Origin of the sequence: Nonomuraea rosea, from assembly GCF_039539705.1 — a bacterium.
Lineage (GTDB): Bacteria > Actinomycetota > Actinomycetes > Streptosporangiales > Streptosporangiaceae > Nonomuraea > Nonomuraea rosea.
Genome location: NZ_BAABDQ010000019.1, coordinates 20,504 through 45,822, shown reverse-complemented (window position 1 = coordinate 45,822; position 25,319 = coordinate 20,504). Strand labels below are relative to the sequence as shown.

Annotated in this window: 24 protein-coding genes, 1 tRNA gene and 1 riboswitch; of the genes, 8 read left to right on the top strand and 17 right to left on the bottom strand. The window is 70.6% G+C overall.

The features are described from left to right. The first annotated feature begins 810 nt into the window (after window positions 1–810). Together ABEA43_RS35820 and ABEA43_RS35815 are read left to right on the top strand one after the other, a co-directional pair. Window positions 811–1,671, top strand: coding sequence for a toxin glutamine deamidase domain-containing protein (locus tag ABEA43_RS35820; protein ID WP_345568922.1), 861 nt, complete (start codon window positions 811–813; stop codon window positions 1,669–1,671). Further along, window positions 1,668–1,937 (top strand): hypothetical protein, encoded by a 270-nt coding sequence (locus ABEA43_RS35815; RefSeq protein ID WP_345568920.1) that lies wholly within the window; start codon window positions 1,668–1,670, stop codon window positions 1,935–1,937. Before ABEA43_RS35820 ends, ABEA43_RS35815 begins: the two co-directional genes overlap by 4 nt. A 277-nt stretch (window positions 1,938–2,214) precedes the next feature. Here the strand turns inward: ABEA43_RS35815 and ABEA43_RS35810 are convergent, their stop codons facing one another. The 4 genes from ABEA43_RS35810 to ABEA43_RS35795 form a co-directional block, all read right to left on the bottom strand. Next, entirely contained in the window at window positions 2,215–4,716 is a 2,502-nt protein-coding gene (locus ABEA43_RS35810; protein WP_345568918.1) for an ABC transporter permease, read from the bottom strand. A gap of 1 nt (window position 4,717) precedes the next feature. Then, window positions 4,718–5,470 carry an ABC transporter ATP-binding protein gene (locus ABEA43_RS35805; protein WP_345568916.1) on the bottom strand — a complete coding sequence of 251 codons (753 nt, stop codon included), beginning with the start codon at window positions 5,468–5,470 and terminating at the stop codon, window positions 4,718–4,720. Between the two features lie 107 nt (window positions 5,471–5,577). After that, a complete protein-coding gene (locus ABEA43_RS35800) occupies window positions 5,578–6,276 on the bottom strand; it encodes a response regulator (RefSeq protein ID WP_345568915.1) in 699 nt (232 codons plus the stop codon). A gap of 14 nt (window positions 6,277–6,290) precedes the next feature. After that, on the bottom strand, window positions 6,291–7,457 hold the full coding sequence (locus ABEA43_RS35795) for a sensor histidine kinase (RefSeq protein WP_345568914.1): 1,167 nt from the start codon (window positions 7,455–7,457) through the stop codon (window positions 6,291–6,293). Window positions 7,458–7,896: 439 nt separating this feature from the next. On the opposite strand from ABEA43_RS35795, the gene ABEA43_RS35790 reads away from it, so the two are divergent. Further along, window positions 7,897–8,271 carry a hypothetical protein gene (locus ABEA43_RS35790; protein WP_345568912.1) on the top strand — a complete coding sequence of 125 codons (375 nt, stop codon included), beginning with the start codon at window positions 7,897–7,899 and terminating at the stop codon, window positions 8,269–8,271. 69 nt (window positions 8,272–8,340) lie between these two features. On the opposite strand, the gene ABEA43_RS35785 is transcribed toward ABEA43_RS35790, so the two are convergent. The 3 genes from ABEA43_RS35785 to bcp all read right to left on the bottom strand — a co-directional run bounded on the left by ABEA43_RS35785 (window position 8,341) and on the right by bcp (window position 9,480). Continuing rightward, window positions 8,341–8,413, bottom strand: a tRNA-Leu gene (locus ABEA43_RS35785). Continuing rightward, complete coding sequence (locus ABEA43_RS35780) at window positions 8,404–8,889, bottom strand: hypothetical protein (RefSeq protein WP_345568910.1); 486 nt, start codon at window positions 8,887–8,889, stop codon at window positions 8,404–8,406. The genes ABEA43_RS35785 and ABEA43_RS35780 overlap by 10 nt, the downstream gene beginning before the upstream one ends. A 117-nt stretch (window positions 8,890–9,006) precedes the next feature. Then, window positions 9,007–9,480, bottom strand: a complete 474-nt coding sequence (gene bcp / locus ABEA43_RS35775; RefSeq protein WP_345568909.1) for a thioredoxin-dependent thiol peroxidase — start codon at window positions 9,478–9,480, stop codon at window positions 9,007–9,009. 151 nt (window positions 9,481–9,631) lie between these two features. On the opposite strand from bcp, the gene ABEA43_RS35770 reads away from it, so the two are divergent. Next, on the top strand, window positions 9,632–9,961 hold the full coding sequence (locus ABEA43_RS35770; protein ID WP_345568907.1) for a DUF3618 domain-containing protein: 330 nt from the start codon (window positions 9,632–9,634) through the stop codon (window positions 9,959–9,961). Window positions 9,962–10,030: 69 nt separating this feature from the next. Here the strand turns inward: ABEA43_RS35770 and ABEA43_RS35765 are convergent, their stop codons facing one another. Continuing rightward, window positions 10,031–11,224 (bottom strand): amino acid deaminase/aldolase, encoded by a 1,194-nt coding sequence (locus tag ABEA43_RS35765; RefSeq protein ID WP_345568905.1) that lies wholly within the window; start codon window positions 11,222–11,224, stop codon window positions 10,031–10,033. A gap of 137 nt (window positions 11,225–11,361) precedes the next feature. Here ABEA43_RS35765 and ABEA43_RS35760 point away from each other — a divergent pair, with 137 nt between their 5' ends. Continuing rightward, the gene (locus ABEA43_RS35760) at window positions 11,362–11,961 is read left to right on the top strand and encodes a DUF6286 domain-containing protein (RefSeq protein WP_345568903.1); all 600 of its coding nucleotides are present in this window, start codon (window positions 11,362–11,364) and stop codon (window positions 11,959–11,961) included. Window positions 11,962–11,980: 19 nt separating this feature from the next. Beyond that, window positions 11,981–12,502 (top strand): hypothetical protein, encoded by a 522-nt coding sequence (locus ABEA43_RS35755; protein ID WP_345568901.1) that lies wholly within the window; start codon window positions 11,981–11,983, stop codon window positions 12,500–12,502. 89 nt (window positions 12,503–12,591) lie between these two features. Here ABEA43_RS35755 and ABEA43_RS35750 read toward each other — a convergent pair whose 3' ends face one another. The 9 genes from ABEA43_RS35750 to ABEA43_RS35710 all read right to left on the bottom strand — a co-directional run bounded on the left by ABEA43_RS35750 (window position 12,592) and on the right by ABEA43_RS35710 (window position 23,474). Next, a complete protein-coding gene (locus tag ABEA43_RS35750) occupies window positions 12,592–13,398 on the bottom strand; it encodes an MBL fold metallo-hydrolase (protein ID WP_345568900.1) in 807 nt (268 codons plus the stop codon). Window positions 13,399–13,444: 46 nt separating this feature from the next. Then, complete coding sequence (locus ABEA43_RS35745; protein ID WP_345568899.1) at window positions 13,445–14,821, bottom strand: L-serine ammonia-lyase; 1,377 nt, start codon at window positions 14,819–14,821, stop codon at window positions 13,445–13,447. Between the two features lie 63 nt (window positions 14,822–14,884). Next, window positions 14,885–15,274: a glycine cleavage system protein GcvH gene (gene gcvH, locus ABEA43_RS35740; protein WP_345568897.1), complete on the bottom strand. Its 390-nt coding sequence runs from the start codon at window positions 15,272–15,274 to the stop codon at window positions 14,885–14,887. Next, the gene (gene gcvT / locus ABEA43_RS35735; protein WP_345568896.1) at window positions 15,271–16,356 is read right to left on the bottom strand and encodes a glycine cleavage system aminomethyltransferase GcvT; all 1,086 of its coding nucleotides are present in this window, start codon (window positions 16,354–16,356) and stop codon (window positions 15,271–15,273) included. Before gcvT ends, gcvH begins: the two co-directional genes overlap by 4 nt. A gap of 131 nt (window positions 16,357–16,487) precedes the next feature. Continuing rightward, a riboswitch (glycine riboswitch) is annotated at window positions 16,488–16,586 on the bottom strand. A 184-nt stretch (window positions 16,587–16,770) separates the two neighbouring features. Further along, window positions 16,771–19,056, bottom strand: a complete 2,286-nt coding sequence (locus ABEA43_RS35730) for a M4 family metallopeptidase (RefSeq protein ID WP_345568894.1) — start codon at window positions 19,054–19,056, stop codon at window positions 16,771–16,773. A 221-nt stretch (window positions 19,057–19,277) separates the two neighbouring features. After that, complete coding sequence (locus ABEA43_RS35725) at window positions 19,278–19,967, bottom strand: gamma-glutamyl-gamma-aminobutyrate hydrolase family protein (protein ID WP_345568893.1); 690 nt, start codon at window positions 19,965–19,967, stop codon at window positions 19,278–19,280. A 16-nt stretch (window positions 19,968–19,983) separates the two neighbouring features. Then, complete coding sequence (locus tag ABEA43_RS35720) at window positions 19,984–20,760, bottom strand: 3-oxoacyl-ACP reductase (protein ID WP_425570406.1); 777 nt, start codon at window positions 20,758–20,760, stop codon at window positions 19,984–19,986. Then, the gene (locus tag ABEA43_RS35715) at window positions 20,751–22,094 is read right to left on the bottom strand and encodes an aldehyde dehydrogenase family protein (RefSeq protein ID WP_345568892.1); all 1,344 of its coding nucleotides are present in this window, start codon (window positions 22,092–22,094) and stop codon (window positions 20,751–20,753) included. Before ABEA43_RS35715 ends, ABEA43_RS35720 begins: the two co-directional genes overlap by 10 nt. Before the next feature lie 9 nt (window positions 22,095–22,103). Beyond that, entirely contained in the window at window positions 22,104–23,474 is a 1,371-nt protein-coding gene (locus ABEA43_RS35710; RefSeq protein WP_345568890.1) for a glutamine synthetase family protein, read from the bottom strand. 124 nt (window positions 23,475–23,598) lie between these two features. Here ABEA43_RS35710 and ABEA43_RS35705 point away from each other — a divergent pair, with 124 nt between their 5' ends. Continuing rightward, on the top strand, window positions 23,599–24,303 hold the full coding sequence (locus tag ABEA43_RS35705) for a FadR/GntR family transcriptional regulator (RefSeq protein WP_345568888.1): 705 nt from the start codon (window positions 23,599–23,601) through the stop codon (window positions 24,301–24,303). Window positions 24,304–24,520: 217 nt separating this feature from the next. Further along, a complete protein-coding gene (locus tag ABEA43_RS35700) occupies window positions 24,521–25,285 on the top strand; it encodes a hypothetical protein (protein ID WP_345568887.1) in 765 nt (254 codons plus the stop codon). The last annotated feature ends 34 nt before the right edge of the window (window positions 25,286–25,319 follow it).

Genomic DNA, 25,319 nt, shown 5'->3' with positions numbered 1-25,319 from the left:
CCCAACGCCACCGACCCGACCCGCCCCGGCACCACGAGGCTCGGCACGACTGACCCCGGCACGACTGGCCCCGGTACTCCGGGTTTCGGTGCTACCGGTCTCGGTACAACTGGTCTCGGCGCTACCGGCCCCGGAGCCCACTCGGGTTCCGGGATCTGGCCTGGCTTTGGCGCTGGTGCTACGGGCGGTGTGGCGGGCTCGGGTATCACCGGCTCCATCACCGGCTCCGGCGCCAATCAGGGCCCAGAGGCCTGGCCTGGTTTGGGCGCCGGCTCTGGCGCGACTGGTGGCGTCGTGGGCTCGGGTATCACCGGCTCCGGCGCCGACCAGGGCCCCGGGATCTGGCCTGGTCTGGGCTCTGGCGCGACTGGTGGCGTCACCGGCTCGGGCGTCACCGGCCCCGGCACCGACCAGGCCCCATGGGCCCGGCCCGGCCTGGGCGCCGACCCTGGCACCGTCAGTGCCGCCGGCACGACCGGTCCCGACCTTGGCTCCGCTGGCGGCAGCGACGTCGACCCCGGCTTTGGCTCCGGCGCGGGCAGCGGCGCTGGGCCCGGTAGCGGCAGAGGGTCCGGGGCTGGTCCCAGCGCCAGGTCTAGGAACGGCGTCGGGCCTGGGGTTGGCAGCGGTGCTAGCTCCGGCAGCGCCAGGAGACCTGGCGTCGGCACCGGTGCTCAGCCAAGCGGTGGCATGGAGGTAGGGGGTGGCAGTAGCGCCAGGACCGGCGCTGGCTCGGGTGCCGGTGGGGGGTTTGGCGCTGTTTCGGTGGAGAGGGGCGTCTTTCAGGGTGGCTGGACCGCCTTAGAGGGCTTGGAGGCGGCTGGTGGCCTCTGGCTCGGTGATCTCAAGCTGCCGGACGATGCGCATCGTCGTGCGTCCGGGGACTTCGGGAAGCCCGGGGACTTCGGGAAGCCCAGGGAGCTCGGGAAGCCTGGGGGGCTCGGGAAGCTCGGGGAGCTCGGGAAGCCTGGGGGGCTCGGGGAGCTCGGGGACTTCGGGAGGTCCGGGGAGGCTCGTGCGGCTCGGGGGCCGGGTGAGGCCGTTCCGGAGGATGACTGGTTCGAGCTGCCCGAGCGGCCGCCGAGGCTCGCCGACTGCCGCCCGTACGGCGTGCGTGGCGGGCTGGCCCAGCCGGACCCGCAGGTGGAGCGGGACCTGGCCGACGCGCTGCCGCCCGGTGCGCGCTTCCCCGACCCGCGCGGCACCTGGGTACGGCTGGTCAACGGCGGAGGTCCCGCCGACGACCCGTTCAGGGCCTCCAACGCCGCCGACTGCGCGCTGGCCGTGCTGTCCACCTGGTACGGCGAGCCCGCGACCGCCGCCCCCAGGCTGCCCGAGTACGACAGGATCGGCCGCCCGGTGCTGACCGGCGAGCGGGGCAGCGTGAACCGGATCGAGCAATGGGTCGGGCAGCGGCTGCAGTACCTGGGCCAGGGGCGGCACGCCTACCCGGCCATGGCGCGGCGGCTGCTCGACGCGGGCCACGGAGCGAGTGCCGTCATCGTGGTGCGCTGGCCGGGCGGCGGCTCCCACGCCTGGAACGCCGTCAATTCCGGCGGCGAGGTGATCTGGATCGACGCCCAGCGGGGCTACATGTCGGTCGAGCCGCCGTACACGACGGTGACCGGGGTGTTCTGCGTGATACTCGACCGGCGGGGACGGCCGAGATGAATCTGGACCAGGCCAGGGCGCTGGCTGAGGAGTACTTCAACGGGGTGCGCCCGCCGGGGGAGGCGGTGCCGGTGGGGGTGCACGGGTTCGGTGACGGATATGTCGCCTGGGTGCGGGAGCTCGACCCCGACGATCCGGCCAGGCTGCCGGAGACCGTCGGGGGTGGGTGCATCGTGATCGACCGGGCCACCGGTGAGGTGGTGGCCCGGCCGCTGCTGGATCCGGAGACGGTCGCCGACCTCTGGCCCGGCCGCACCCCACGCTGAGGCCGTACCCAACGCTGAGGTCGTACCTCGTGATGTGGCCGCACGACGCCGGTGAGGTCGTACCTCGTGATGTGGTCACCCGCTGCTGCGGCCGGCACCTGCGCTGAGGCCGCACGACCCCCCGCGTCCGGGGGAAGGCCGGGCGCCGCCCCCATGAGACGCCCGACCCTCTGGATGCGGGCTGCCGGGAGCGGACGCGTGCCGGGGTAGCCCGCACATCCCCTCTATCCGGATATTTCGGTTTTATTCGTCTAAGAGGGCTTTCGTCCCGAGCAAGTCAGCTCGTCGCCAAGGACTCCACGATCGAGGCACGTGCGGCGCGGCGGGCGGGCAGCACGGCGGCCAGCACCCCCGCCAGCCCCGAGAGCACCACGAACAGCGCGATCTGCAGCACAGGCACCGCGAACAGCGGCCCGTTCAGCAGCGCCATCATGGCGGCCCACCCGAAGACGCCCCCGAGCACGACCCCGACCAGCGCCCCGATGAGCCCCAGCACCAGTGCCTCGATCGAGAGCATCGCGCGCAGCTGCGCCCTGGTCAGCCCCAGCGCCCGCAGCAGCGCCGACTCCCTCGTGCGCTCGTGCACCGACAGCGAGAGCGTGTTCGCGATGCCCAGCAGCGAGATCAGGATCGCCAGCCCGAGCAGCCCAGTGATGATCATGAGCACCATGTCGAGCGTCTCGTCGAACTGCCCGCGGATCTCCGTCGAGCTCGACACCTGAACGACCGGATGCGCGGCGGTGGCGGCGTCCACGACCGCGCGGGCCCGTTCGGGCGGCACGCCGTCCTTGATGCCGATCATCACGCGGGAGTCGGGCACCGCGCCGAAGTAGGCGTCGAACGGCGCCTGCGCGACCGTGACCGGCGGCAGCTGCGACTGGTCCCCGTCGAGCAGCGCGACGACCCGAAGCGCGACCTTGCCCGCCCGCTTCGTCGTGAGCGACACCGAGTCGCCGATCCGCACGCCGAGCTGCGTGGCGGTGCGTTCGTCCAGTGCCACCTGACCCGCGCCGAAGCCGTTCATGGAGCCCGCGGCCAGGTACGGCTCGATCGGCCCGCTGTAGGTGCCCACGTCGAAGCGGCTGCTCGCGCCCGCGCCCGCCACGGCCGCCCTGGCCTCGCGGATCTGCGCCACCGAGTCGAGCTCGGGCCTGGTACGCAGCTCGTCGGCCACCGACCTGGGGATGATGGAGTCGCGGAGCTGGCCGGCCAGCAGATAGTCGATGGGGAACTGGTCGTCGAGCTTGGAGGTCACCGTCAACCGGGTGGAGTCGGTGACCACCGAGATCAGCGTCATGAGCGTCACGCCGATCGTCAGCGCGACCGCCGTGGTCGCGGCCCGCTTGGGGTTGCGCGCGGCGTTGTTCACCGCGAGCCGGCCCGGCACCCCGAAGATCTTGCGCGGGATCCAGCCGGCCACCGCTGTCAGTGGTTTGACCAGCACCGGGCCGAGGACCAGCACCCCGAGGAACGTCAGCGCACCCCCGGCCATCACGGTGAAGAGCGCGACCGTATCCCCGGGCTGGAACATCAGCGCGCCCGCGGCGGTCGTCCCGAGCCCGGCCAGCAGGAACAGGGCGGTGAAGACCCCGCGCAGCAGCCCGGCGCGGAACGTCCGCTCCTCCACCTGGCTGCGCAGCGCCGCGATGGGCGGGACCCGGGTCGCCGACCTGGCGGGCAGCAGGGCCGCGCCCAGGGTGACCAGCAGGCCCACGGCCAGGCCGATCGCGATCGTGCCCGGCGTCAGCGTGACGGCCGCGTCGGTGGGCAGCGGGGCGTCGAACGCGGCGAGCGCCACCAGCGTGAGCGCGGCCAGGCCGTACCCGATGGCGAGACCCAGCACGGCGGCGATCGCGCCGACCACGACGGACTCCAGCACGATCGAGCCGAACACCTGCCCTCGCGTCGCGCCGATGCAGCGCAGCAGCGCCATCTCCCGCGTGCGTTGCGCGACGAGGATGTTGAAGGTGTTGTAGATGACGAGCGCGGCCACCATCATCGCCACGATCCCGAACATCAGCAGGCCCACCGTGAACGCCTGCATCTCCACCCCGGCCGCCTTGGCCAGGTCGTCGGCCAGCTCGGCACCGGTCTTGACCGCGTACCCGTCGCCGACGGCGGCCGCGACGGCCTGCTCCAGCCCGGGAGCGGTCCCCGCGACGTCGATCTCGCTGTAGCCCTGCACGCCGGTCATCCGCCGCGTGGTGGCCGAGGTGAAGCCGAGCGCGCCGGTGTAGGCCAGCTCCTGGTCCACGCCGGGGTCGAGCAGGCCGACGAGCTTGAACCGGTGCGCTGCCTGGCGGCTGTCCAGCACCGTGATCGTGTCGCCCACCTGGAAGCCCTGGGCCTTGGCGGTGTTCTTGTCCAGCACGGCGGCCTGGTCGTCGGTGCCGGGCCCGGTGCCGGAGACGATCGCGGTGCGGTCGAGCGGGCCGCGTACGACGGACAGGGCGGTGGTGGGGGCGTTCCCGGCGGTCTTGCCGTTCTTGCCCAGCAGCGGGGCGGTGCCGCGGATCAGGCCCTGGGCCTCGGTGACTCCGTCCAGAGCGCGTACCCGGTCAAGGATCTGCTCGGTCAGCGCGGTGTCCTGCTCCTTGAGGAGCACGACGACGTCCACCTTGCCCGCGTCGGCCGTGACCCGCTGGGAGAAACCTGCCTGGATGGTGTCGTTCAGGATGAACGTGCCCGCGATGAAACCCACCCCCAGCATGATCGCCAGGGAGGTGAGCAGCAGCCGCAGCCGGTGCGCGCGCAGCCCGGCCAGCGCCGTCCTCAGCACCTCACGCCTCCAGCTTCACGAGCGTGTCCAGTACGGACTGCGGCGTCGGCGCGGCGATCTCGGTGACCAGCTCGCCGTCACGGAGGAAGACCACACGGTCGGCGTACGCGGCGCCCACCGGGTCGTGCGTGACCATGACGATGGTCTGGCCCAGCTCGCGCACCGACGTGCGCAGGAAGGACAGGACCTCGGCGCCGCTGCGGGAGTCGAGGTTCCCGGTCGGCTCGTCGGCGAAGATCACCTGGGGCTTGCTGATCAGGGCCCTGGCCACGGCCACGCGCTGCTGCTGCCCGCCCGACAGCTCGCTCGGACGGTGGGCGAGCCGGTCCTTCAGCCCGACGGTCTCGATCACCCGGTCGAACAGCTGCTGGTCCGCCTGGCGGGCGGCGATCTCCAGGGGGAGCCGGATGTTCTGCTCGGCGGTCAGTGTGGGCAGCAGGTTGAACGCCTGGAAGACGAACCCGATCCGCTCGCGGCGCAGGAGGGTGAGCCGGCGGTCGGTGAGGCCGGTCAGCTCCACGTCGCCGATGTGCACGGTGCCCGACGTGGCGGTGTCCAGACCGGCCAGGCAGTGCATCAGCGTGGACTTGCCGGATCCCGATGGGCCCATGATGGCGGTGAACGCGCCGGTCGCGAAGGACACGGTCACGCCGCGCAGGGCGTGTACCCGGGCGTCGCCCTCGCCGTACACCTTGGTCAGGTCGCCGGCCACCACGGCCGGAGGGGCTTGGCGTGGCGTTTCGGTGAGCGTCACGTTCACTCCTTGTCGTGATTTATCAACGCGAACCACGCTAGGAGTGGAAATTTCGGTATCTATGGGTCTTGAGGAGGGACTTCGCGTAGCACCGTGGATGACCCCGGTCAGACTTTCGGCTGATGGGGCGCGCCATCGACGGGCCGGCCGAACGGCCGGTCGGCCGGGCGGTGTGACGGCACGATGAGGCCGGCCTCGTACGCGTACACGACCACCTGGGCGCGGTCCCGCAGCCCCAGCTTGGCCAGCACCCGCCCCAAGTGCGTCTTCACGGTCGCCTCCGCCACCTCAAGGCCGCCGGCGATCTCCATGTTGGACAGCCCGCGCGCCACCATGAGCAGCACCTCCCGCTCGCGCGGCGTCAGCTCGGTCGCAGGGGCAAGCTCCTCCGTCGGCAGCTGGGCGGCGAACCTGTCCAGCATCCGCCGCAGCGTGCTCGGCGACACCACGGCGTCCCCCGCGTGCACGAGCCTGATGGCGTTGACCAGGTCGGCCGGCGGCACATCCTTTAGCAGGAACCCGGCCGCGCCCGCCTTGATCGCCGAGAACGCGTACTCGTCCAGGTCGAACGTGGTCAGGATCAGCACCTTCGGCCCCACGATCCGCCTGGTGGCCTCGACGCCGTCCATGTTCGGCATGCGGACGTCCATGAGCACGACGTCCACCTCGACGTCGGCCAGCAGCTCCAGCGCCGCGGCGCCGTCGCAGGCCTCCGCCACCACCTCGATGTCCCGCTGGGCTCCGAGCACCATCTTGAACCCGGCCCGCAACAGCTCCTGATCATCGACGAGCATCACGCGTATCACCCGGTCGCCTCCTTCTATGCCGCTTTGACCATGGGCAACCTGGCCAGCACCTCGAAGCCGCCGCCCTGCCGGGGCCCCGCCGACATGGCGCCGCCGTACATGCCGACCCGCTCGCGCATCCCGATCAGGCCGTGGCCGTCGGCGCTCAGCGGCGCCGCCGCGCCCCTGCCGTCGTCGGTCACGCGGACGACCACCTCGGAGCCGTAGTCGATCTCCACGGTCGCGTGGACGCCGGGGCCGCCGTGTTTGAGCGCGTTCGTGAGGGCTTCCTGGACGATGCGGTAGACGGCGAGCTGCTGACCCTCGGGCAGCTCGCCCGGCACGCCGCCGACCCGCAGCGACGCGGGCACGGCCGAGCCGCGTACGAGATCGTCGAGCTGTCCCAGACCGGGCTGCGGGGTGTAGTCGGTGGCGCCGCTCTCGTTCTCCCGCAGGACGCCGACCAGCCTGCGCATCTCGGCGAGGGCGGCGCGGCCGGTCTTGGAGATGTTCCTGACGGCGAGGCGGGCCTGCTCGGGGTCGCTGTCCATGGCGAATCCCGCGCCGTCGGCCTGCACCACCATCACGCTGACGTTGTGCGCCACGACGTCGTGCAACTCCCGCGCGATCCTGGCCCGCTCGGCCGCGGCGGCCATCCTGGCCTGCTGGTCCCGCTCGCGTTCCGCCCGTTCCGCGCGCTCCTCCAGGCCCTCCAGGTAGCGCCTGCGCGTGCTGGCGTACAGGCCGGTCAGCCAGACCGTGACCACGAAGATCGAGCCGCTGAAGAACATCCCCAACGTGACCGAGGACCAATCGACCAGCGCCAGGAACACCCCCAGCTCCGCCACCAGCCCCGCCGCCAGCGCCCAGCGGAACGAGCACGTGTAGGCCACCGTCCAGAGCGCGACGAGCACGGCGAGGTTCGCGGGCAGCGTGGGCACGTCCGCCAGCCACTGCCCGAAGCTGATCAGCGAGATGACGGCGAACGCGCTGAGCGGCCGATCTCGCCAGGTCAGCGGCACCAGCAGGAGGGCCGACAGGATCAGGTAGCCGCTCACGCTGGGATACAGGCCGCTGCTCGGCGGATTGGCACTGGCGTACGGGATCGCCAGGATCAAGCACAACGCGGCCAGCGGCGCGACGCGGAAGGCGCCTGCCAGCTTCTCATGGCGTCTCGACCACGCCCGTACCTTGCCGAACACACCATCACGATATGTAGCTCCAGCCCGGCATTGGTCCGCCTGGAGGCTGAAGTGCGACTACGACCCAGGTCTTACATGGCCTGAGTCTTACGCCAGGCTTACGGTGAATTCGGCATCCTAGCTATTGGGAGCGCCCCCTGGAGGGCGAGTAAAGGGAGATCGTGATGGCGGATCATGATCGCGACGCCGGGTCGCGCGGTGAAGAGGAAGCACCGCGCGACCCGACCCCGTCGGAGACCACAGCTCACCACCCGGCCGGGGACCAGCCGGACAGAGCCCACCAGCCGGACCGAGCCCACTCAGCTGAGGATCAGCCGGACGAGCGGGAGCGCGCCTGCTCGGCGGGCTGAGGTACGGGCAGGCCGCGGGAAGTGAGCCGCTCAGGGGCGGGCACACGACCCCAGGCTCCCAGCAGGAATACCTCTCGAACGCGCACACCATGCCAGGACTGCCGGCCTACGGGCCGCCTCCGCGCTCCGACTCCTTCCGGGACTTCGTCCGGCAGAAGCCGGCTCAGATCATCGGCGCCGGCCTGCTCGGCCTCGTGCTCGGGGCCCTGCTCGGCGGCACCACGGTGGCGATCGTCAGCAACCTCGGACACCGGGACGACATGCGCCCGGCGTACTGGGAGGACTATCCGGGCTTCGGGCATCGCCGCGAGGGCGGCTACCCCTATCCGTATCCGCAGCGCATCGAGCCGAGCTGCCGCCCGGGGCCTGACGGGGTCGTCTGCGTCGCACCGCCGTACGTGGTGCCCAAACCCGTCCCGACCCTCACCGTCGTGCCCACTCCCATGCCGACGCGCACGGGATAGCGCGTCCAGGGTCATCAGCCGATGCCCGGGCGATGACAACGGCTGAACTCCACCGTTTGATAGTTGTTGTAGGGCCGGTGGGATTCGAACCCACACTAACAGCCACCTAAAGACTGCGCCTCTGCCATTGGGCTACGACCCCTTTTTCGCCTTTCCCTTACCCGCGAAATTATCGGTCTGAGAATGGCAATTTGGGCACAGAAAGCGCAGATTCTCCGTTTGGTTGTCGAGCCAGTCACCGTTGATGTGGTCGACGTGGAGCGTCAGCGGCCTTCCATGCCACGTGCTGCCAATCGTACAGCCTGCGCACGCGTACGGGATCCCGGCTTCACAAAGAGCGCGCCGCAGCACGGGCGCCTTCTCGCGAATGGATCCGGGCGGTCGAAGCACGAGAACCTGCTGGTAGGAGCGAAGGGCCGGCGAACGCCGCCCTTTGCCATGGGCTTGGCCCACGAAGTGGGACGTGTCAATGCCGAAGTGCTTCAGCCGCCGGCTGATGTGGGCATGACTGCCACCGGTCCACTTGATCCCCAGATGCCGCAGCACGTCGGCGACGCTGCGCGAGTCGGCGGCCGCTTCCGCGAGCAATTCGCGGGAATACTTGATGTACGCTGCCATGGCGCCAAGCCTAGAAAAGGCCCCTGACGTTTTCGCACTGAAAAGCACTTGCCGTATGCGCGTCAAATATCGCTTTCATTCCGAAGCGGGCCCTCGGGCAGAGGGCCCGTCGGCGCGTCAGGACAGGCCGAGTTTCTTCTTGAGCGAGGCCACGTGGCCGGTGGCCTTCACGTTGTAGAGGGCCTGCTCCACCTTGCCGTCGCCGTCGATGACGAACGTCGAGCGGATGACGCCCACCATCAGCTTGCCGTACAGCTTCTTGGGGCCGTATGCCCCGTACGCCTGGTGCACGGCCAGCTCGGGGTCCGACAGCAAGGGGAAGGTCAGCGCGTCGCGTTCGGTGAATTTGGCAAGCTTTTCCGGCTTGTCCTTCGACACGCCGAGCACGACGAAGCCTTCGGCGGCGAGCTGGCCGAGGTTGTCGCGGAAGTCGCAGGCCTGCTTGGTGCAGCCGGGCGTCATCGCGGCAGGGTAGAAATAGAGGATCACTCGCTTGCCGCGGTAGCTCTCAAGGGAGACGGTGCTGCCATCGGCGGCGGGTAGCGTGAACTCGGGCGCGGCGTCGCCGGGCGCGAGCTTGGTTTCGGTCAATGGGCCCTCCTGAGTTCTTCCCGCCAACCTACCGGCCTGGCCGCCGTGCCGTACGGCGCCCTGACCTGACAGACTGATCACGACCAGAACGGACGGAGCTCGCACGGCACGCGGAGCGGGCGCGGCCACGCGTACGGTCGAGAGGAGAGCCATGGCTGACACCGATCCCGACGAGCTCGAGCGGCGGATCGCGCAGACGCGCGCGGAGTTGGCGCAGACGGTCGACGCCATTGCCGACCGGGTGAGCCCCAAGCGGGTCGCCGAGCGCACGGTGGCCGACGTCAAGAGCAGGGCCGGGCACTTCGTGGCTTCGGTGGGGGACGCGCTCGGCGTGACGGCGCGGCCGGTTGAATACGCGGACGATCCCGAGCGGGTGTGGGAGGACGAGCGGCCCGACCTGGCGCCGGTGCTGATCGGGATCGGGGCGGTGCTGGTCGTGGGGGCCGCGATCATGCTCTGGCGGCGACGCAAGCGCCGCTGAATCCGTACGGCTGGGTGCGGGGCCGGCGGCGCGACGCGGTCGGTGGTGCCGGAATCCCGTGGGGTTCGGTCAGAGGAAGGTGCGGCCTTCGCCTCTGTAGGTGGGGGCCGATTCCACGACGGTGTCGCCGTCGATGAGGTGCAGCGTGTCGAAGCGTTCGCACATCTCGCCCGCCTTGGCGTGCCTGAACCACACTCTGTCCCCGATGCGCAGGTCCTGGGCGGCCTGGCCGAGGAGCGGGGTCTGCACCTCGCCCGCGCCCTCGTCCGGGGTGTAGCGCAGACCGGCGGGCAGGTACGGCTGGGGCAGGCGGCTCGGCCCCGGAGCGCCCGAGGCCAGGTAGCCGCCCCCGAGCACCGTCACCGCGGCCGGGCCCGGCCGGCGCACCACCGGCAGCGCGAACAGGGCGGCCGGACGCCCCTCGAAGTGGCGGTAGAAGTCGAACAGCCTCGGGTGGAAGAACCCTGATCCGGCCGCCACCTCCGTGATCGCCTTCTCGCGTACGGTGCGTTCGATGGAGCCGGTGCCGCCGCCGTTGACGAAGTCGAGGTCGGTGACGCGGCGGACGGCGTTCACGATGCGGCCGCGCCGGACGATGAGGTCTCTCGCGGACTGCGCCTGCATGAGCCTGATGGCGCGGGTGTAGGCGGCGTTCGCGGGCGGGGCGTCGCCGACGCCGGCGATCTGGGCCTCGTACGCCATCAGCCCGGCCACGCGGAACCCGGGGCGCTTGGCGATGGCGGCGGCCAGCTCGGCGGCCTCCTCCGGCTCGCGGATCGGGGAGCGGAGTGCGCCCGCCCGGAATTTCCCGCCCAGGGCGACGTATCCGGCGTCGAGGTCGATGGAGACCCGGATCTCCGCGCGTGGGTGGGCCCCGGACACGGCGGCCTCGATGAAGTCCAGGTGGGCGGGGGAGTCGACGGTCACCGCGATCTGCTCCGCGGCTCGCGTGTCCCCGGCGAGGGCGGCGAGGGCGGCGCGATCGGCCGTCGGGTAGGCCACGAGGATGTCCGTGAACCCGTGCGAGACGAGCCACAGCGCCTCGGGCAGCGTGAAGGCCATGATGCCCTGGAAGCCGTCCATGGCCAGGATGCGTTCGAGCACCGGGCGGCTGCGTACCGACTTGCTGGCCACCCGGATGGGCTTGCCCGCCGCGCGCCGTACGAGGTCCGCCGCGTTGGCTCGCAGGGCGGCCAGGTCGAGGATGGCGAATGGCGGTTCGAGCGCCGCGGTGGCGCTGTCGTAGCGCTGGCGGTCATCCATACCGGCAGCGTAACGGCATATGGGGCAAATGAACATGAGAGTTGTTCATGATAGTCCGTGGCCCCGTAATGTTCGGGCAAATGGGCGGCGAGGGCGCGGTTCAGGCGATGCGGGATCCATGTACGTCTGTCGTTGTGATGACCACGCTTCAGCAGATACTGCCCGGTGCCGCCGTCACCACGCAGCACACCGGGCTGCGCAGGGCGAGCAGGGCGCTCAGGCCGGCCCGTGCCGTCCCCGGCGCGGCCGTGGCGCTCGCGCTGGCCGCGGGACTGGGGGCGACCGCCGCCGAGGTGGTGTCCGGGCTGCTCGGAGAGCCGCTGGGCTGGGTGCCGGTGAACGAGATCGTCGAGGCCGCGGGCAAGACCACGTGGCCGGAGCTGTCCGACGCGGCCATGTTCGTGGCGGGGGCGGGCCTGCTGATGCTGCTGCTGGCGGTCGTGCCCGGACGTTCCAGGCTGGTGCCGGTGGAGACGTCCGACCCGCTGATCGTCATCGGCATCACCCGTTCCGGGCTTCGGCGCACGCTGCGCGCGGCCGCCCAGCAGGTGCCGGGGGTGGACAAGGCGTCGGTACGGCTGCGCAGGCGCACCATCGAGGTCACCGTGGTGACGGGGGCGGAGAGCTCGGGCGCGATGCTCAGGCAGGTGGGCACCGCCGTGGGGGACCGGCTGGCGGGCGTGGGCACGCTCGGCACCGGTGAGGTCGTGGTCCGCCTGCGCAGGAAGGGCCTGTGACGGCGAGCGGGGAGGGGTCGTGATGGCGAGCGGGAACGGGCGGTCGATCCGGCAGTATGCGGGCAATCGCGTCGGGCTGGCCGTCGTGGGGGGCACGCTGGCGGCCCTGGGCGGGTATGCGTGGCTGCGCGGCCAGGACCGGTTCTTCGACCTGCCGCCCAATGCCAGGGTCCTGCCCGCCCAGACCTATCGGGTGCTCGCCGACGAGCCCTGGCCGCTGTGGCTGCTCGCGCTCGGCCTGCTGCTCCTGGCCCTGGTCGCGCTGCGCTGGCTGCTGCTCTGCCTGGGCTGGGGCCGTCGGGGCGCGCACAACGGTACGGGGACGGCGATGCTGTTCGTCGGGCTCAAGGGCGTGGAGGGGCTGGGCCGGGCGGGGGTGCGGGTCGGCGAGGACGGCCTGCGCATCGGCCTGACCTGCCCGTCGGCCGCCGACGTGGGCGCGGTGGTGGGCAAGCTGGACCAGGACATCGTCGGCAAGATCCGCCGTGAGGTCCGCGACGACGAGGCGGCCACGCTCGTACGGCTGCACGTCCGCCGCTGACCGGCACCCAGCCAGGCGTACCGGCCGAAACCGCGCCCCGACGCCCGATCCCGGCCCTGGACGCCCGCCCAGGCCGTGACCTGGGCGGGTCAGGCTTTGAGCGGCACCCAGGTCCGGTGCTCGGTCATCCGCAGCAACGACGACAAGCCCGCCTCCTCGAAGGCCAGCTCCAGGTCGGCGCGGCCCTCCGAGAAGTGGGCCCATCCGTCGTAGTGCGCCGCGAGCACGACCGACGCACCCAGGATCGCGGCCGCGGCCCCGGCCCGGCGGCTGTCCAGGGACAGGGGACGGCCGCTGAACTTCGCCGGGACCCGGGCCGCCCCGGCATTCAGCACGGCCACGTCGATCTCCGGCACCCGGCGGGAGATCTCGGCCACCGTACGGATCGAGGCGTTGTCGCCGCTGACGTACACGGTGGGCAGGCCCCGCCCGGCCAGGACGAACCCGGTGACCTCGCAGTTGACGTTGCCGTCGCCGTCGCGCTCGCCGTCCTCGGGGCCGTGCACCGCGGGCACCGCCAGAACCGTCAGCTCGCCCTCGCCGTCCGGACGGGGGAGGAAGTGGGAGGCCCACCGGGCCAGGCCGATCGCCGGAGAGCCGAGCCGCTTCGCGGTGGCAGGGCCGGTGAGGACCAGCGGCGCGGCCAGCGCGAAGGCGCGCCCGCGCACGTCGAGGTTGTCAGGGTGCAGGTCGTGGCTGACCAGCACGAGATCGACCGGCCCCACCTCGTCCTCGGTCGCGGCCGGACCGGCGGTCTTGGTGAGGTAGCCCTGCGGCCCGGCGTCGTCGAAGGTCGGGTCGGTGACGATGCGCAGGCCGCCGAGATCGATGATGGCGGTGGGCCCGCCCAGGACGGTCGCCGCGCACTCCTGCCGTGCCAGCACTGGGTTCGTCATCGCAAAGCTCCACTCGGTGTTCGCACTTCAGCCACGAATCGGGTCGTCAGCATTCGATCACGTTGACGGCCAGACCGCCTCGCGACGTCTCCTTGTACTTGTCGAGCATGTCCCGGCCGGTGTCGCGCATCGTCTTGATGGCCTTGTCGAGTGCCACGTAGTGCTTGCCGTCGCCGCGCAGGGCGATCCTGGCCGCCGTGATGGCCTTGTTGGAGGCCACCGCGTTGCGCTCGATGCACGGGATCTGGACCAGGCCGCCGATCGGGTCGCAGGTCAGCCCCAGGTTGTGCTCGATGCCGATCTCGGCGGCGTTCTCCACCTGCTCGGGGGTGCCGCCGAGGACCTCGGTGAGCGCGGCGGAGGCCATCGAGCAGGCCGAGCCCACCTCGCCCTGGCAGCCCACCTCGGCGCCCGAGATCGAGGCGTTCTCCTTGAACAGCACGCCGATCGCGGCGGCGGTGAGCAGGAAGCGGACCACGCCCTCGTCGTCCGCGTGCGGGGTGAAGCGGGTGTAGTACGTGAGCACGGCCGGGATGATGCCCGCGGCGCCGTTGGTGGGGGCGGTGACGATGCGCCCGCCGGCCGCGTTCTCCTCGTTGACCGCCAGGGCGAACAGCGTCACCCAGTCCATGGCCTGCAGCGGGTCCTTCTCGGGCGGCTCCGACTGCAGGCGGCGGTGCAGCTGGTTGGCGCGGCGCTTGACCTTGAGACCGCCGGGCAGGACGCCTTCCCTGGAGATGCCGCGGCGCACGCAGTCCGACATGACCTGCCAGAGCCGCAGGATGCCCGCGCGGATCTCCTCTTCCGTACGGCCGAAGGCCTTCTCGTTCTCCAGCATGAGCGCGGAGATCGACAGGCCCGTGCTCGAGCAGTGCTTGAGCAGCTCCTCGCCGGTGGTGAAGGGGTAGGGCAGCACGGTGTCGTCCGGCTTGATGCGGTCGGCGCCCGTGGCCTTCTCGTCCACGACGAAGCCGCCGCCGACCGAGAAGTAGACCTTCTCCCTGAGCGTGCCGCCCGCGGCGTCGCAGGCGGTGAAGCGCATGCCGTTCGGGTGCTCGGGGAGGGAGATCTTGCGTTCGAAGACGAGGTCCTCGCCGATGACGAACGGGATCTCGTGCGTGCCGTACAGCTTGACCGTGCCCGACTCGCGCATGGCGGTGATGCGGGCGTCAATGGTGTCCACGTCGACCAGTTCGGGCTTCTCGCCTGAGAGGCCGAGCAGGACCGCCTTGTCGCTGCCGTGGCCCTTGCCGGTCAGGCCGAGGGAGCCGTACAGGATGGTCTGGACCCGGGCGACCTGGTCGAGCAGCCCGTCGTCCGCCAGCCCGCGGGCGAACTTGTGCGCGGCCGCCATCGGGCCTCCCGTGTGGGAGCTCGACGGGCCGATGCCTATTTTGAAGAGGTCGAAGACGCTGATCGCCATTGATGTGCGCCCTTCATGAAGGGCCGGGGCCCGGTGCGGGACCCCGGCTTCTCGTTGGTTCGGTCAGGACTCGCCGGAGGTGAGCGCCGTGTACTCCTCGGCGGACAGCAGGTCCTCCGGGTCGCCTTCGATGCGGATCCGGAACATCCAGCCCTCACCGTACGGGTCGCTGTTGGCCAGACCGGGGTCGTCCACGATGGCCTGGTTGACCTCGACGATCTCGCCGCCGACCGGCGCGTAGATCTCGTTGACCGACTTGGTCGACTCCACCTCGCCGACGGAGTCGCCCGCCTCGACGGCCGCGCCGACCTCGGGGAGCTGCACGAAGACGACGTCACCAAGGGATTCGGCGGCGAAGGCGGTGATGCCCACGGTCACGGTGAGACCGTCGTCGAGCCCGGCAACCCACTCGTGCTCCTTGGTGTAGCTGAGGTCGTCAGGGATGTTGCTCACTTGTTCCTCCTGTAAAAGGGCAGCTCAACCAGGTCCATAGGTTCATGGCTGCCCCGAATGTCCACGGCCAGGCCTGCTTCGGCGCCGGTGTCCACATAGGCCATCGCGATGGGCCGCCCCAGGCTCTGGGAGGGCGCACCGCTGGTGACCTCGCCGACGACGGCGCCGTCTTTGGTGACCGGGTAGCCATGGCGCGGCACCCGGCGGCCCTGCGCGACCAGGCCGACGAGCCGGCGCCGGGGCGGATCGTCCTTGACCGCCTCGAGTGCCGACCTGCCGACGAAGTCGCCGGGCTTGTCGAATTTCACCACTCTGCCCAGCCCCGCGTCGAACGGGGTCAGGTCGGCGCCGAGCTCGTTGCCGTACAGAGGCATGCCCGCCTCAAGCCGGAGCGTGTCCCGGCTGGACAGGCCCGCGGGCTGGAGTCCGTACGGCTCGCCGGCCGCGGTGAGCGCGTTCCAGAGCGGGACGGCGTCCTGGTTGGCCACGAAGAGCTCGAACCCGTCCTCGCCGGTGTAGCCGGTGCGCGCGATGAGCGCCTGCCGCCCGTCCACCAGGCCGGGCAGGCCCGCGTAGTACTTGAGCCCGGCCAGGTCGGCGTCGGTGAGCGTGGCGAGGATCTCCTGGGAGCGCGGGCCCTGTACGGCGATCAGCGCGTACTGGTCCGACCGATCCTCAACCACCACGTCATACGCCTTGGCACGATTTTTCAGCTCGTGCCCGACTTTTTCGTAGTTCGAGGCGTTCGCCACCACCATGAACTCCTCGTCGCCGAGCCGGTAGACGATGAGGTCGTCGAGCACCCCGCCCCGCTCGTTGACGATCATGGTGTACCTGGCCCGTCCGGGCGCCAGCGCCGACAGATGACCGACCAGGGCGTAGTCCAGGGCTTCGCCGGCCTGGGGGCCGGTCAGGAAGATCTCGCCCATGTGCGAGAGGTCGAACAGCCCGGCCGCCTCGCGAACGGCCTTGTGCTCCGCGGACTCGCTCCCGTACCGGAGCGGCATGAGCCACCCCGCGAAGTCGGTCAGCGTCGCGCCGAGGCTCTGGTGAACGTCACGTAGCGGTGTAGGTCGGGACATTTGTCGCACCTCAGGACAGGATTGGATGCCAGCATCCTCCCCCTCTGTCATGGGTGCCTGAGAGCTTCGCCCGAGTTTTACCGGACTTTCACCTTCGGCGAGGCCCCGCAGGCCTGCTTTCCAGAGGTCACCTAGTCCGTGCGGTCCTTTGCCTTGAGAGGTTCGCGGGGAGGGCTTGCTCCTTCAGGGACACCTGACCGGCTGTCAGGGTGCTCTCCCGCACGGTTTCGCCGGTGATGTCCGCAAGCCTAGTGCCGCCATGGGGGTGTTGTCGCGTGCCGATCTGCCGTTCCGGAATGCGAAAGGCCGCGCGCGGACCGGTCATGGCAGGTCGGCCCGCGCGCGGCGGCTCGTGGAGTCAGGCTTGCTCGCCCGGAGGGCGGCCACCCCGGCGTGACCGCCCAGCTTGTGCGTTCAGACCCGCTGCCAGAGCGCGGGCGTGTTGGGCGGCTCCCAGCCGGGCAGGCTGGTGTGCGCCTGCCGGCAGCGGTAGCTGACGCCCTGGTAGGTGACGGTCTGGCCGACGGCGTAGGCCGTGTACGTCTGCCACGTGGTGCCCTGGCCGCCGCCCACCGTCAGGCTGAACGAGGCCGAGTGGTCGGCACTGGCGCCGTCACCGTTGAGGCTGATGGCGTAGGTGCTCGGCGTGACGCCGCTCGTGGTCGTGATCGTCACCGTGGACGACTGGCCGGCCGTGATCGTCTGCGGGCTGAAGCCGACGGTCACGCCCTGCGGCACGTTGCCCGCCGACAGCGTGACGCTCTGCGCCTGGCCGGAGGTCACCTGCGTGCTGATCGTCGCGGTGGCGGAGGCTCCCGCCTGCACGGAGGCGGAGGACGGGCTCACGCCGAAGGAGTAGTCGTCCTGGGAGGTCTGCCCGATCCGCAGGTTGTACGTGGCCTGCCGGTCCACGTCGGCGCCGTCGGCCGTGATCGTGATGGCGTGGTTGCCCTGAGGGCTGCTCGACGACGTGGTGAGCGTCAGGGCCGAGGTCTGACCGGCGGTGATCGTGGCCGGGCTGAACGCGGCCGTCACGCCGGCGGGCAGCGTTCCGGCACGCAGGGTGATCGACTGGGCCGAGCCGCCGGTCACCGTGGTCCGGACCGTGGTGGTGGCGCTCTGCCCCGGCGTGACGCTGCCGGAGGCGGGCTCCAGCCCGACCGAGAAGTCGTTGGCGCCCTGCTGGCAGGTCGGCTCGCCGGACTGGGCGCGGACGCTCACGCCGTCCCAGGCGCTCTTGACCACGTTGAACTCGGTGCAGCTGCCCGGATACAGCGTCTTGGCGGCCTGCAGGGTGGCCACCCGCGCCTTGGCGTGCGTCCACGGCTGCGTCTTGGTGTTCAGCGCGGACATGAAGACCTCGCCGGCCTTGCGGATGCCGATGCCGGTGATCGCCGCACCGCTGTCGCAGCGGGTGCTGGCGGGCTTGCCCGACGGGTTGGTGCCCTCGGCTACCAGGTAGAACCAGTGGTTCTGGGGCCCGGCCGCGGCGTGCACCTCGGTGCTCGGGATGGAGGCGCTGTAGCAGTTGGGATGCCCGAGCGCCGCCGGGTTGTACATGTTCCTGATCGGGCCGGAGCCCGACAGGTTGACCTCCTCGCCCACCAGGTAGTCCGGCGGGTCGTTCGGGTTGTTCGCGAAGGCCTCGGTGAGCGCGCCGAAGACGTCGCCGGTGGACTCGTTCATGCCGCCGGTCTCGTTGCCGCTGCCCGCGCCGCCGCTGGTGAACTGGAAGATGCCGTGGCCGAACTCGTGCCCGACCACGTCCATGGAGGTGAGCTGCTGGCTGTTGGCGGAGTTGTGGCCGAACGAGCCGTAGGAGCCGTTCCAGTACGCGTTGACCGCGTTCAGCCCGACGCGGGAGGGATATCCGCCGCCCTGGCCGTTGATGCCGTTCCTGCCGAGCCAGTCCCGCAGCATGTCCCACTCGCGCTGCGCGGCGTACAGGGCGTCCACGCAGGCGGTCTCCAGGTTCGTGCCCGAGCCGTTGCCCCAGGTGTCGGTGGTCTTCGTGTACGGCGTGCCGTTCTGGCCGCCGCACGCGACGCCGCTCCTGCGGGGGTCGCGCATCGTGTACGAGGGCGTCGTGTCGATGGTGACGGTGCCGTTGTAGTAGCCGCTGCCGGTGCCGTCGCGCACGTCGTCCCATGCGTCGATCACCTTGCCGGTGACCGCGTCCACGAAGACGTGCATCCGGGTCTCGTGCCCGGCCGCGGTGCCGCCCGCGACGGCCACCTCCCAGGCCAGGCGGGGTCTGGCGGTGGCGGCGTGGACGGAGAGCACGGGGGTGGCGACCGTCTGGGGCCTGGCCACCCTGGCCCTGGCCGTCAGCGCGGCGGCGGGGGCGGCGACCTTCGGCTCGGTGCTCACCGCGATCTCGGTGCGCTGCCCGGTGGTCAGTGTGGTGATCACCGCGCCGGAGTCGTCGGTGGCGGCGATCACGTCGCCGCCGTACACGGGCAGGCCCTCGTACGTGCGAGCGTAGGTGAGATATTGCCGGCCACGGACGCCGGCCACGGTCGACGTCAGCGTGAACGTGTCCTTCTCGGAGGCCATCAGCGCCGCCGGGCCGGCGAGGATCGCGCTGTGCGTCGTGGAGATCGCGTTCCTGCGCTCGTCGGGGGTGGGCGGTTCGGCCTGCGCGGTCCGGGTGCTCGCGGCCGCCGTCAGCGAGCTGGTGGTCAGGGCTAACGCGAGCATTGCGGCAGCCCCCAACCTGAGTTTGGGGTTCACTCTCTGGCTCCTCAGGGGGGTGTGGAGTGGAAGAGCCCCGGCCGGCTGGGGATGCCCTCAGGTTGACACCCGTGCAGGAGAGTGCGGTACCCAACAACTTCCCATAACGTCACGCTATGGCCCCGTTTTCCAGGGGTTTTGCTGGTTTTTCGGCTCAGATATTCGTAAAGAAGCTTTCCAGTAACGGCTCAGCAGGCCGCGACGAGCGCCTCGAAGAGTGCGCAGTCCTCGGCGGCCTCCGGGTGCCACTGCACGGCCAGCGTGAAGGGGGCCGAGTCCAGCTCGACCGCCTCGATCGTGCCGTCCCGCGCGGTGGCGGCGACCGTGAGGCCGGGGGCGAGGCGGTCGATGGCCTGGTGGTGATAGTGCGGGACCGTCACGGGGCTCGTCCCCAGGGCCTTCGCCAGCTTGGTGCCGGGGGCGGGGGTGACGGGCAGCGCGCCGAACGTGCCCGGCGCGGGGGAGTGGTCCGTGTGGCCGACCACGTCGGGCAGGTGCTGGTGCAGGCTGCCGCCGAGGGCCACGTTGAGGACCTGGAGGCCGCGGCAGATGCCGAGGAAGGGCAGGTTCGCGTCGAGGGCCGCGGCCAGGACCGCGAACTCGGCATCGTCGCGAAATTTCCTTATATAGCTGGCTCGGTCGTGCGGCGGCTCCTCGTACCGCGCGGGGTCGATGTCGCCGCCGCCGGCCAGGATGAGGCCGTCGAGGCGGTGCACGACCGGCGCGGGATCGCCGGCCGGCGGCAGCACGACGGGCTGGCCGCCGGCGCGTACGACCTGCTCCACGTACATGTACGGCAGGAGCGCGACGGTCATGTCCCATACCGTGAACCGCGCGGGCTCGACGTAGGACGTGATGCCGATGACAGGACGCTGCACGGAACCTTCCCCGACGTTAGAGCGGTGTGACGTAGGCGCCCGAGATGCCGCCGTCCACCAGGAACTCACTGCCCGTGATGAACGACGCGTCGTCGCTGGCCAGGAACGCCACCGCCGCCGCGATCTCCGACGCCTCGGCGAAACGCCCCACGGGGATGTGCACCAGCCGCCGCTGGGCGCGTTCCGGATCCTTGGCGAACAGCTCCTGCAGAAGGGGCGTGTTGACCGGGCCGGGACACAGCGCGTTCACCCTGATGCCCTCCCTGGCGAACTGGACGCCCAGCTCGCGCGACATCGCCAGCACCCCGCCCTTGGACGCGGTGTAGGAGATCTGCGAGGTCGCCGAGCCCATCACCGCCACGAACGACGCCGTGTTGATGATCGAGCCCTTGCCCTGGCGGCGCATGTACGGGATGGCGTGCTTGCAGCACAGGTAGACGCCGGTCAGGTTGACCTCCTGGACGCGGCGCCAGGCGTCGAGGCCGGTCTCCAGGATCGAGTCGTCGTCCGGCGGCGAGATGCCGGCGTTGTTGAAGGCGATGTCCACGCTGCCGTAGGTGGCGAACGCCGTCTCGAACATCCTGACGACGTCGTCCTCGCTGGTCACGTCCGCCTTGACGAAGGTGCCCGCGACCTCGGCCGCCGCCTTGACGCCCGACTCCTCGTCGATGTCCACGCAGACCACCTTGGCGCCCTCGTCGGCGAACCTGCGCGCCGTGGCCAGCCCGATGCCGCTGCCCGCGCCGGTGATGACCGCCACCCGATCCTGCAACCGCTGCACAATCACTCCCATGAGATGAAGACGTTCTTGGTCTCCGTGAACGCCGCGAGGGCGTCAGGGCCGAGCTCCCTGCCGAGGCCGGACTGCTTGAAGCCGCCGAACGGGGTCCAGTAGCGGACGGACGAGTGGGAGTTGACCGAGAGGGCGCCGGACTCGACGGCCCTGGCCACGCGCAGCGCCCGCCCCACGTCGCGGGTCCAGATGGAGCCGCTCAGACCGTAGGGGGTGTCGTTGGCGATGCGTACGGCCTCCGCCTCGTCCTTGAACGGCGCCACCGACAGCACAGGACCGAAGATCTCCTCCGTGAACGCCCGGTCGGTGACGCCGGGGGTCAGCACGGTCGGCGGGAACCAGTAGCCCTTGCCCGCCGGGCATGATCCCTGGAGGTAGGGAGTGCCTTCGACGAAGCCGCGCACCCGGCCGAGATGCTCGGCGCTGATCAGCGGGCCCATCTCGGTGCCCTCGTCGAGGGGGTCGCCGACCTTGACGCCGCGTACGGCCGCGCCGAGGCGTTCCATGAACTCGTCGTACACATCGGCCTGGACGAGGAGGCGGGAGCGGGCGCAGCAGTCCTGGCCCGCGTTGTCGAAAACGGCATAAGGCGCGGTTTTGGCCGCTTTTTCGAGATCTGCGTCCGCAAAGACGATATTTGCGGACTTGCCGCCTAGCTCCAGCGTGACCCGCTTGACCTGCGCCGCCGCCTTGGCGGCGATCTCCTTGCCCACCTCGGTCGAGCCGGTGAACACGATCTTGGCCACGCCGGGATGCTCGACCAGGCGGGCTCCCGCGACCTCCCCTACTCCAGGCAGCACCTGGAGCACCCCCTCGGGGAGGCCCGCCGCCAGGGCCAGCTCGGCCAGCCTCAGCGCGGTCAGCGGAGTCCATTCGGCCGGTTTGACGATCACCGTGTTGCCGGCCGCCAGCGCGGGGGCCACGCCCCACGACATGATCAGCATGGGGAAGTTCCACGGCACGATGACGCCCACGACGCCCAGCGGCTCCTGGAACGTCATGTCCACGCCGCCCGGCACCGGGATCTGCTTGCCGTGGTTGCGCTCGGGGGCGCCGGCGTAGAAGTGCAGCACGTCGCGCACGGCGCCGGCCTCCCAGCGCGCGTTGCCGATCGGATGCCCGGCGTTGGCCAGCTCCAGCATCGCCAGCTCCGTGCCGTGCTCGCCCACCAGGTCCGCGAACCGCCGCAGCAGCCGCGCCCGGTCACCCGGTGAGACCTCGCGCCAGGTCGCGTAGGCCGTCCTGGCACGCTCCACCGCCCGGTCGACCTCGGCCGCGTCCGCCGGCTCGACGTCAGCCAGGACCTCTTCGGTCGCCGGATTGATGATCTTCATGCGTGCCCGTCACATCCGCTCGAAACCACGAAACAGCTCCCAATCCGTCACCGCCGCGTCGAAGGCGGCCAGCTCCACCCGCGCGTTGTTCGCGTAGTGCCCGACCACGTCCTCGCCGAACGTCTCGCGAGCCAGCTTCGACCCCTCGAACAGCGCCAGCGCGTCGCGCAGCGTGTGCGGCACGGTCTCGGCGCCGGAGTCGTAGGCGTTGCCCGCGAAGGCGTCCTCCAGCGGCAGCTCGTTGTCGATGCCGTGCAGCCCGGCCGCGATCAGCGCGGACACCGCGAGGTACGGGTTCACGTCGCCGCCCGGCACCCGGTTCTCCACCCGCAGCGACAATCCGTGGCCGACGAGCCGCAGCGAGCAGGTGCGGTTGTCCACGCCCCACTTGACGGCCGTGGGGGCGAAGCTGCCGGGGACGTAGCGCTTGTAGGAGTTGATGTTGGGGGCGTACAGCAGGGTCAGCTCACGCAGGCAGGCGAGCTGCCCGGCGATGAACCGGGCGCCGAGCGTGGACAGCCCGTACGGCTCCGGGCCCGCCATCACGGGGTCGCCTTCGAGGCTGCGCAGCGAGATGTGGATGTGGCAGGAATTGCCCTCACGCTGGTTGGGCTTGGCCATGAAGGTGATCGACTTGCCCTCCTGGGCGGCGATCTCCTTGGCGCCGTTCTTGTAGATGGAGTGGTGGTCGCAGGTCCTGAGCGCCTCGTCGTAGCGGAAGGCGATCTCGTGCTGGCCCAGGTTGCATTCGCCCTTGGCGGACTCGACGTAGAGGCCGGCGCCCTCCATGCCGCGCCTGATGCGGCGCAGCAGGGGCTCGATGCGGGCGGTGCCGAGGAGTGAGTAGTCGACGTTGTACAGGTTGGCCGGCGACATGTCCCGGTAGGCGCGCTTCCAGGCGTCCTCGTAGCTGTCCTCGTAGACGACGAACTCCAGCTCGGTGCCCACGTACGCGGCCAGCCCGCGCTCGGCCAGGCGGGCGATCTGCCTGCGCAGGATCTGGCGGGGCGAGGCGGTCACGTCGCCGCCGTCCTCCCAGGCCAGATCCGCCATCAGCATCGCGGTCCCCTCCTGCCACGGCACCCGGCGCAGCGTCGCGAGGTCCGGCTTCATGACGAAGTCGCCGTACCCCCGGTCCCAGGACGACATCGCGTAGCCGCCCACGGTGTTCATGTCCACGTCCACCGCGAGCAGGTAGTTGCACCCCTCGGAGCCGTGGTCGAGCACCTCGTCGAGAAAATAGCGCGCGGACAGCCGCTTGCCCTGCAACCTGCCCTGCATGTCGGCGATCGCGAGGAGCACGGTGTCGATCCGGCCGGCCGTCACCTCGTCGCGCAGGTCGCCGACGGAAAGGAATCCGGTGCCCGGTGACTGGCTCACGCTGGGTCGCTCCGATCTGGCCTGACGCGCTTTCCCGTTAATTGGGCTAGTCTCAGACCATTGATGTGCATGGCGGGATCGGTTGTCAAGACCTGAGGACACGTTGGACGAGTCGGCGCGTTTGATGACGGTGCTTCGCCCGGTCAGGGCGGGTAACGCCTTCGAGGAGACCGTGGAGCGCCTGCTGCAGGCGATCAAGCTGGGCGTGGTCCCGCCGGGCGACAAACTGCCCCCTGAGCGTGAGCTCGCCGTCCGGCTCGGCATCAGCCGGGTCACCCTGCGCGAGGCGATCCGCGCGCTGTCGGACGCGGGCTATCTCGACGTACGGCGGGGCCGCTACGGCGGCGCGTTCGTCATCTACGTCCCGCCCAAGCCGGAGGACGGCGATCTCCGTCAGGCGGTCAGGGAGATGGGTCGGGCGGACCTGTCGGACGCCCTGACGTTCCGCCTGGCGGTGGAGTGCGGGGCGGCGCAGGTGCTGGCCGCGTCGGAGCTGACCGAGGAGAAGCGGGCCGTGCTCGTCCGCCGGCTGTCGGAGCTGAACGCGGCCGCCATCGAGGACTACCGCCGCCTCGACACGGCCTTCCACCTGTCCATCGCGGAGCTGACCGGCTCGACCCTGCTGGCCACGACGTGCGCGGACGCCCGCTCCAGGATCAGCGACCTGCTCAACGCCATCCCCATGCTGCAGGTCAACCTGGACCACGCCGCCGTACAGCACCAGGCCATCGTGGACGCGATCCTTTCCGGCGACCCGGACGCGGCCCGCCGGGCGGTGGCCGAGCACCTGGAGGGCACGGCGGCGCTCTTACGCGCGTTCCTCTCCTGAGAGGCGCCTGCGCAGCCGCTCATGCGTGAACTGGTAGTCGTCACCGGTGGAGGCGTTTGTGAGCGTGCGCCCCGCCTGCCTTACCGCAGCGTCGTATGAGCGCGGCTGCCGATGACCAGGGCCACGGCGGTCCGCGATCGTGAGCTTGTACGAGCGGCGGTGGTCCCGGCAAGTGACCTAGAAGGGGCACGGGGCTCGTACCATCAGTTTCAGGGTCATGGGGAACTGGTTCCAGCAAAGTATCGTCGCGACGGGACGGCTGCCGCTGTTCTGTTACTTCGTCACGCTCATCGTGGCGTTCATCGCCACGCGCATCAACGTGCGGCTGATCAGGGCGAAGATCGGCTGGTTCCGCAATCTGAACGTGGGCGAGATGCACATCCACCACGTCGTGTTCGGCGTGGTGCTGATGCTCGTCGGCGGGGTCACCGGCCTCGTCGTCTCGACCGCGTCGCCCGCCTCGCAGGCCGGGGCCGCCGCCGCGGCCTGTGTTTTCGGCCTCGGGTCCGCGTTGGTGCTGGACGAGTTCGCGCTGATCCTGCACCTGCACGACGTGTACTGGGAGGAGGAGGGGCGGACGTCCGTGGACGCGGTCTTCATCGCGGTCGCCGTCACCGGCCTGCTGCTCATCGGTCTGCGCCCGCTGACCTGGGACTACGGCACGCCGGTCAATCCCGCCGCGCTGATCGTGGCCAACCTGGTGTTAGCCGTCGTCACGCTGCTCAAGGGGAAGATCTGGACGGGGATGGCGGGCCTGTTCGTCCCGCCGATGCTGCTGGTCGGCGCGGTACGGCTGGCGCGGCCCGGCTCGCCGTGGGCGCACTGGTTCTTCGCCAAGCGGTCAGCGCGCAAGATGGCCAGGGCCATCCATCGTGAGGAACGGTGGCGGCGGCCGGTCATCAAGGTCAAGATCGCCTTCCAGGAGTTTCTCTCGGGGCGGCACGATCTTCCGTCCACGCGGCGCGGCCGACGGCACATGTGAGCGCCCTCGCTTGATGCCGTGCTGTCCGGGCCTC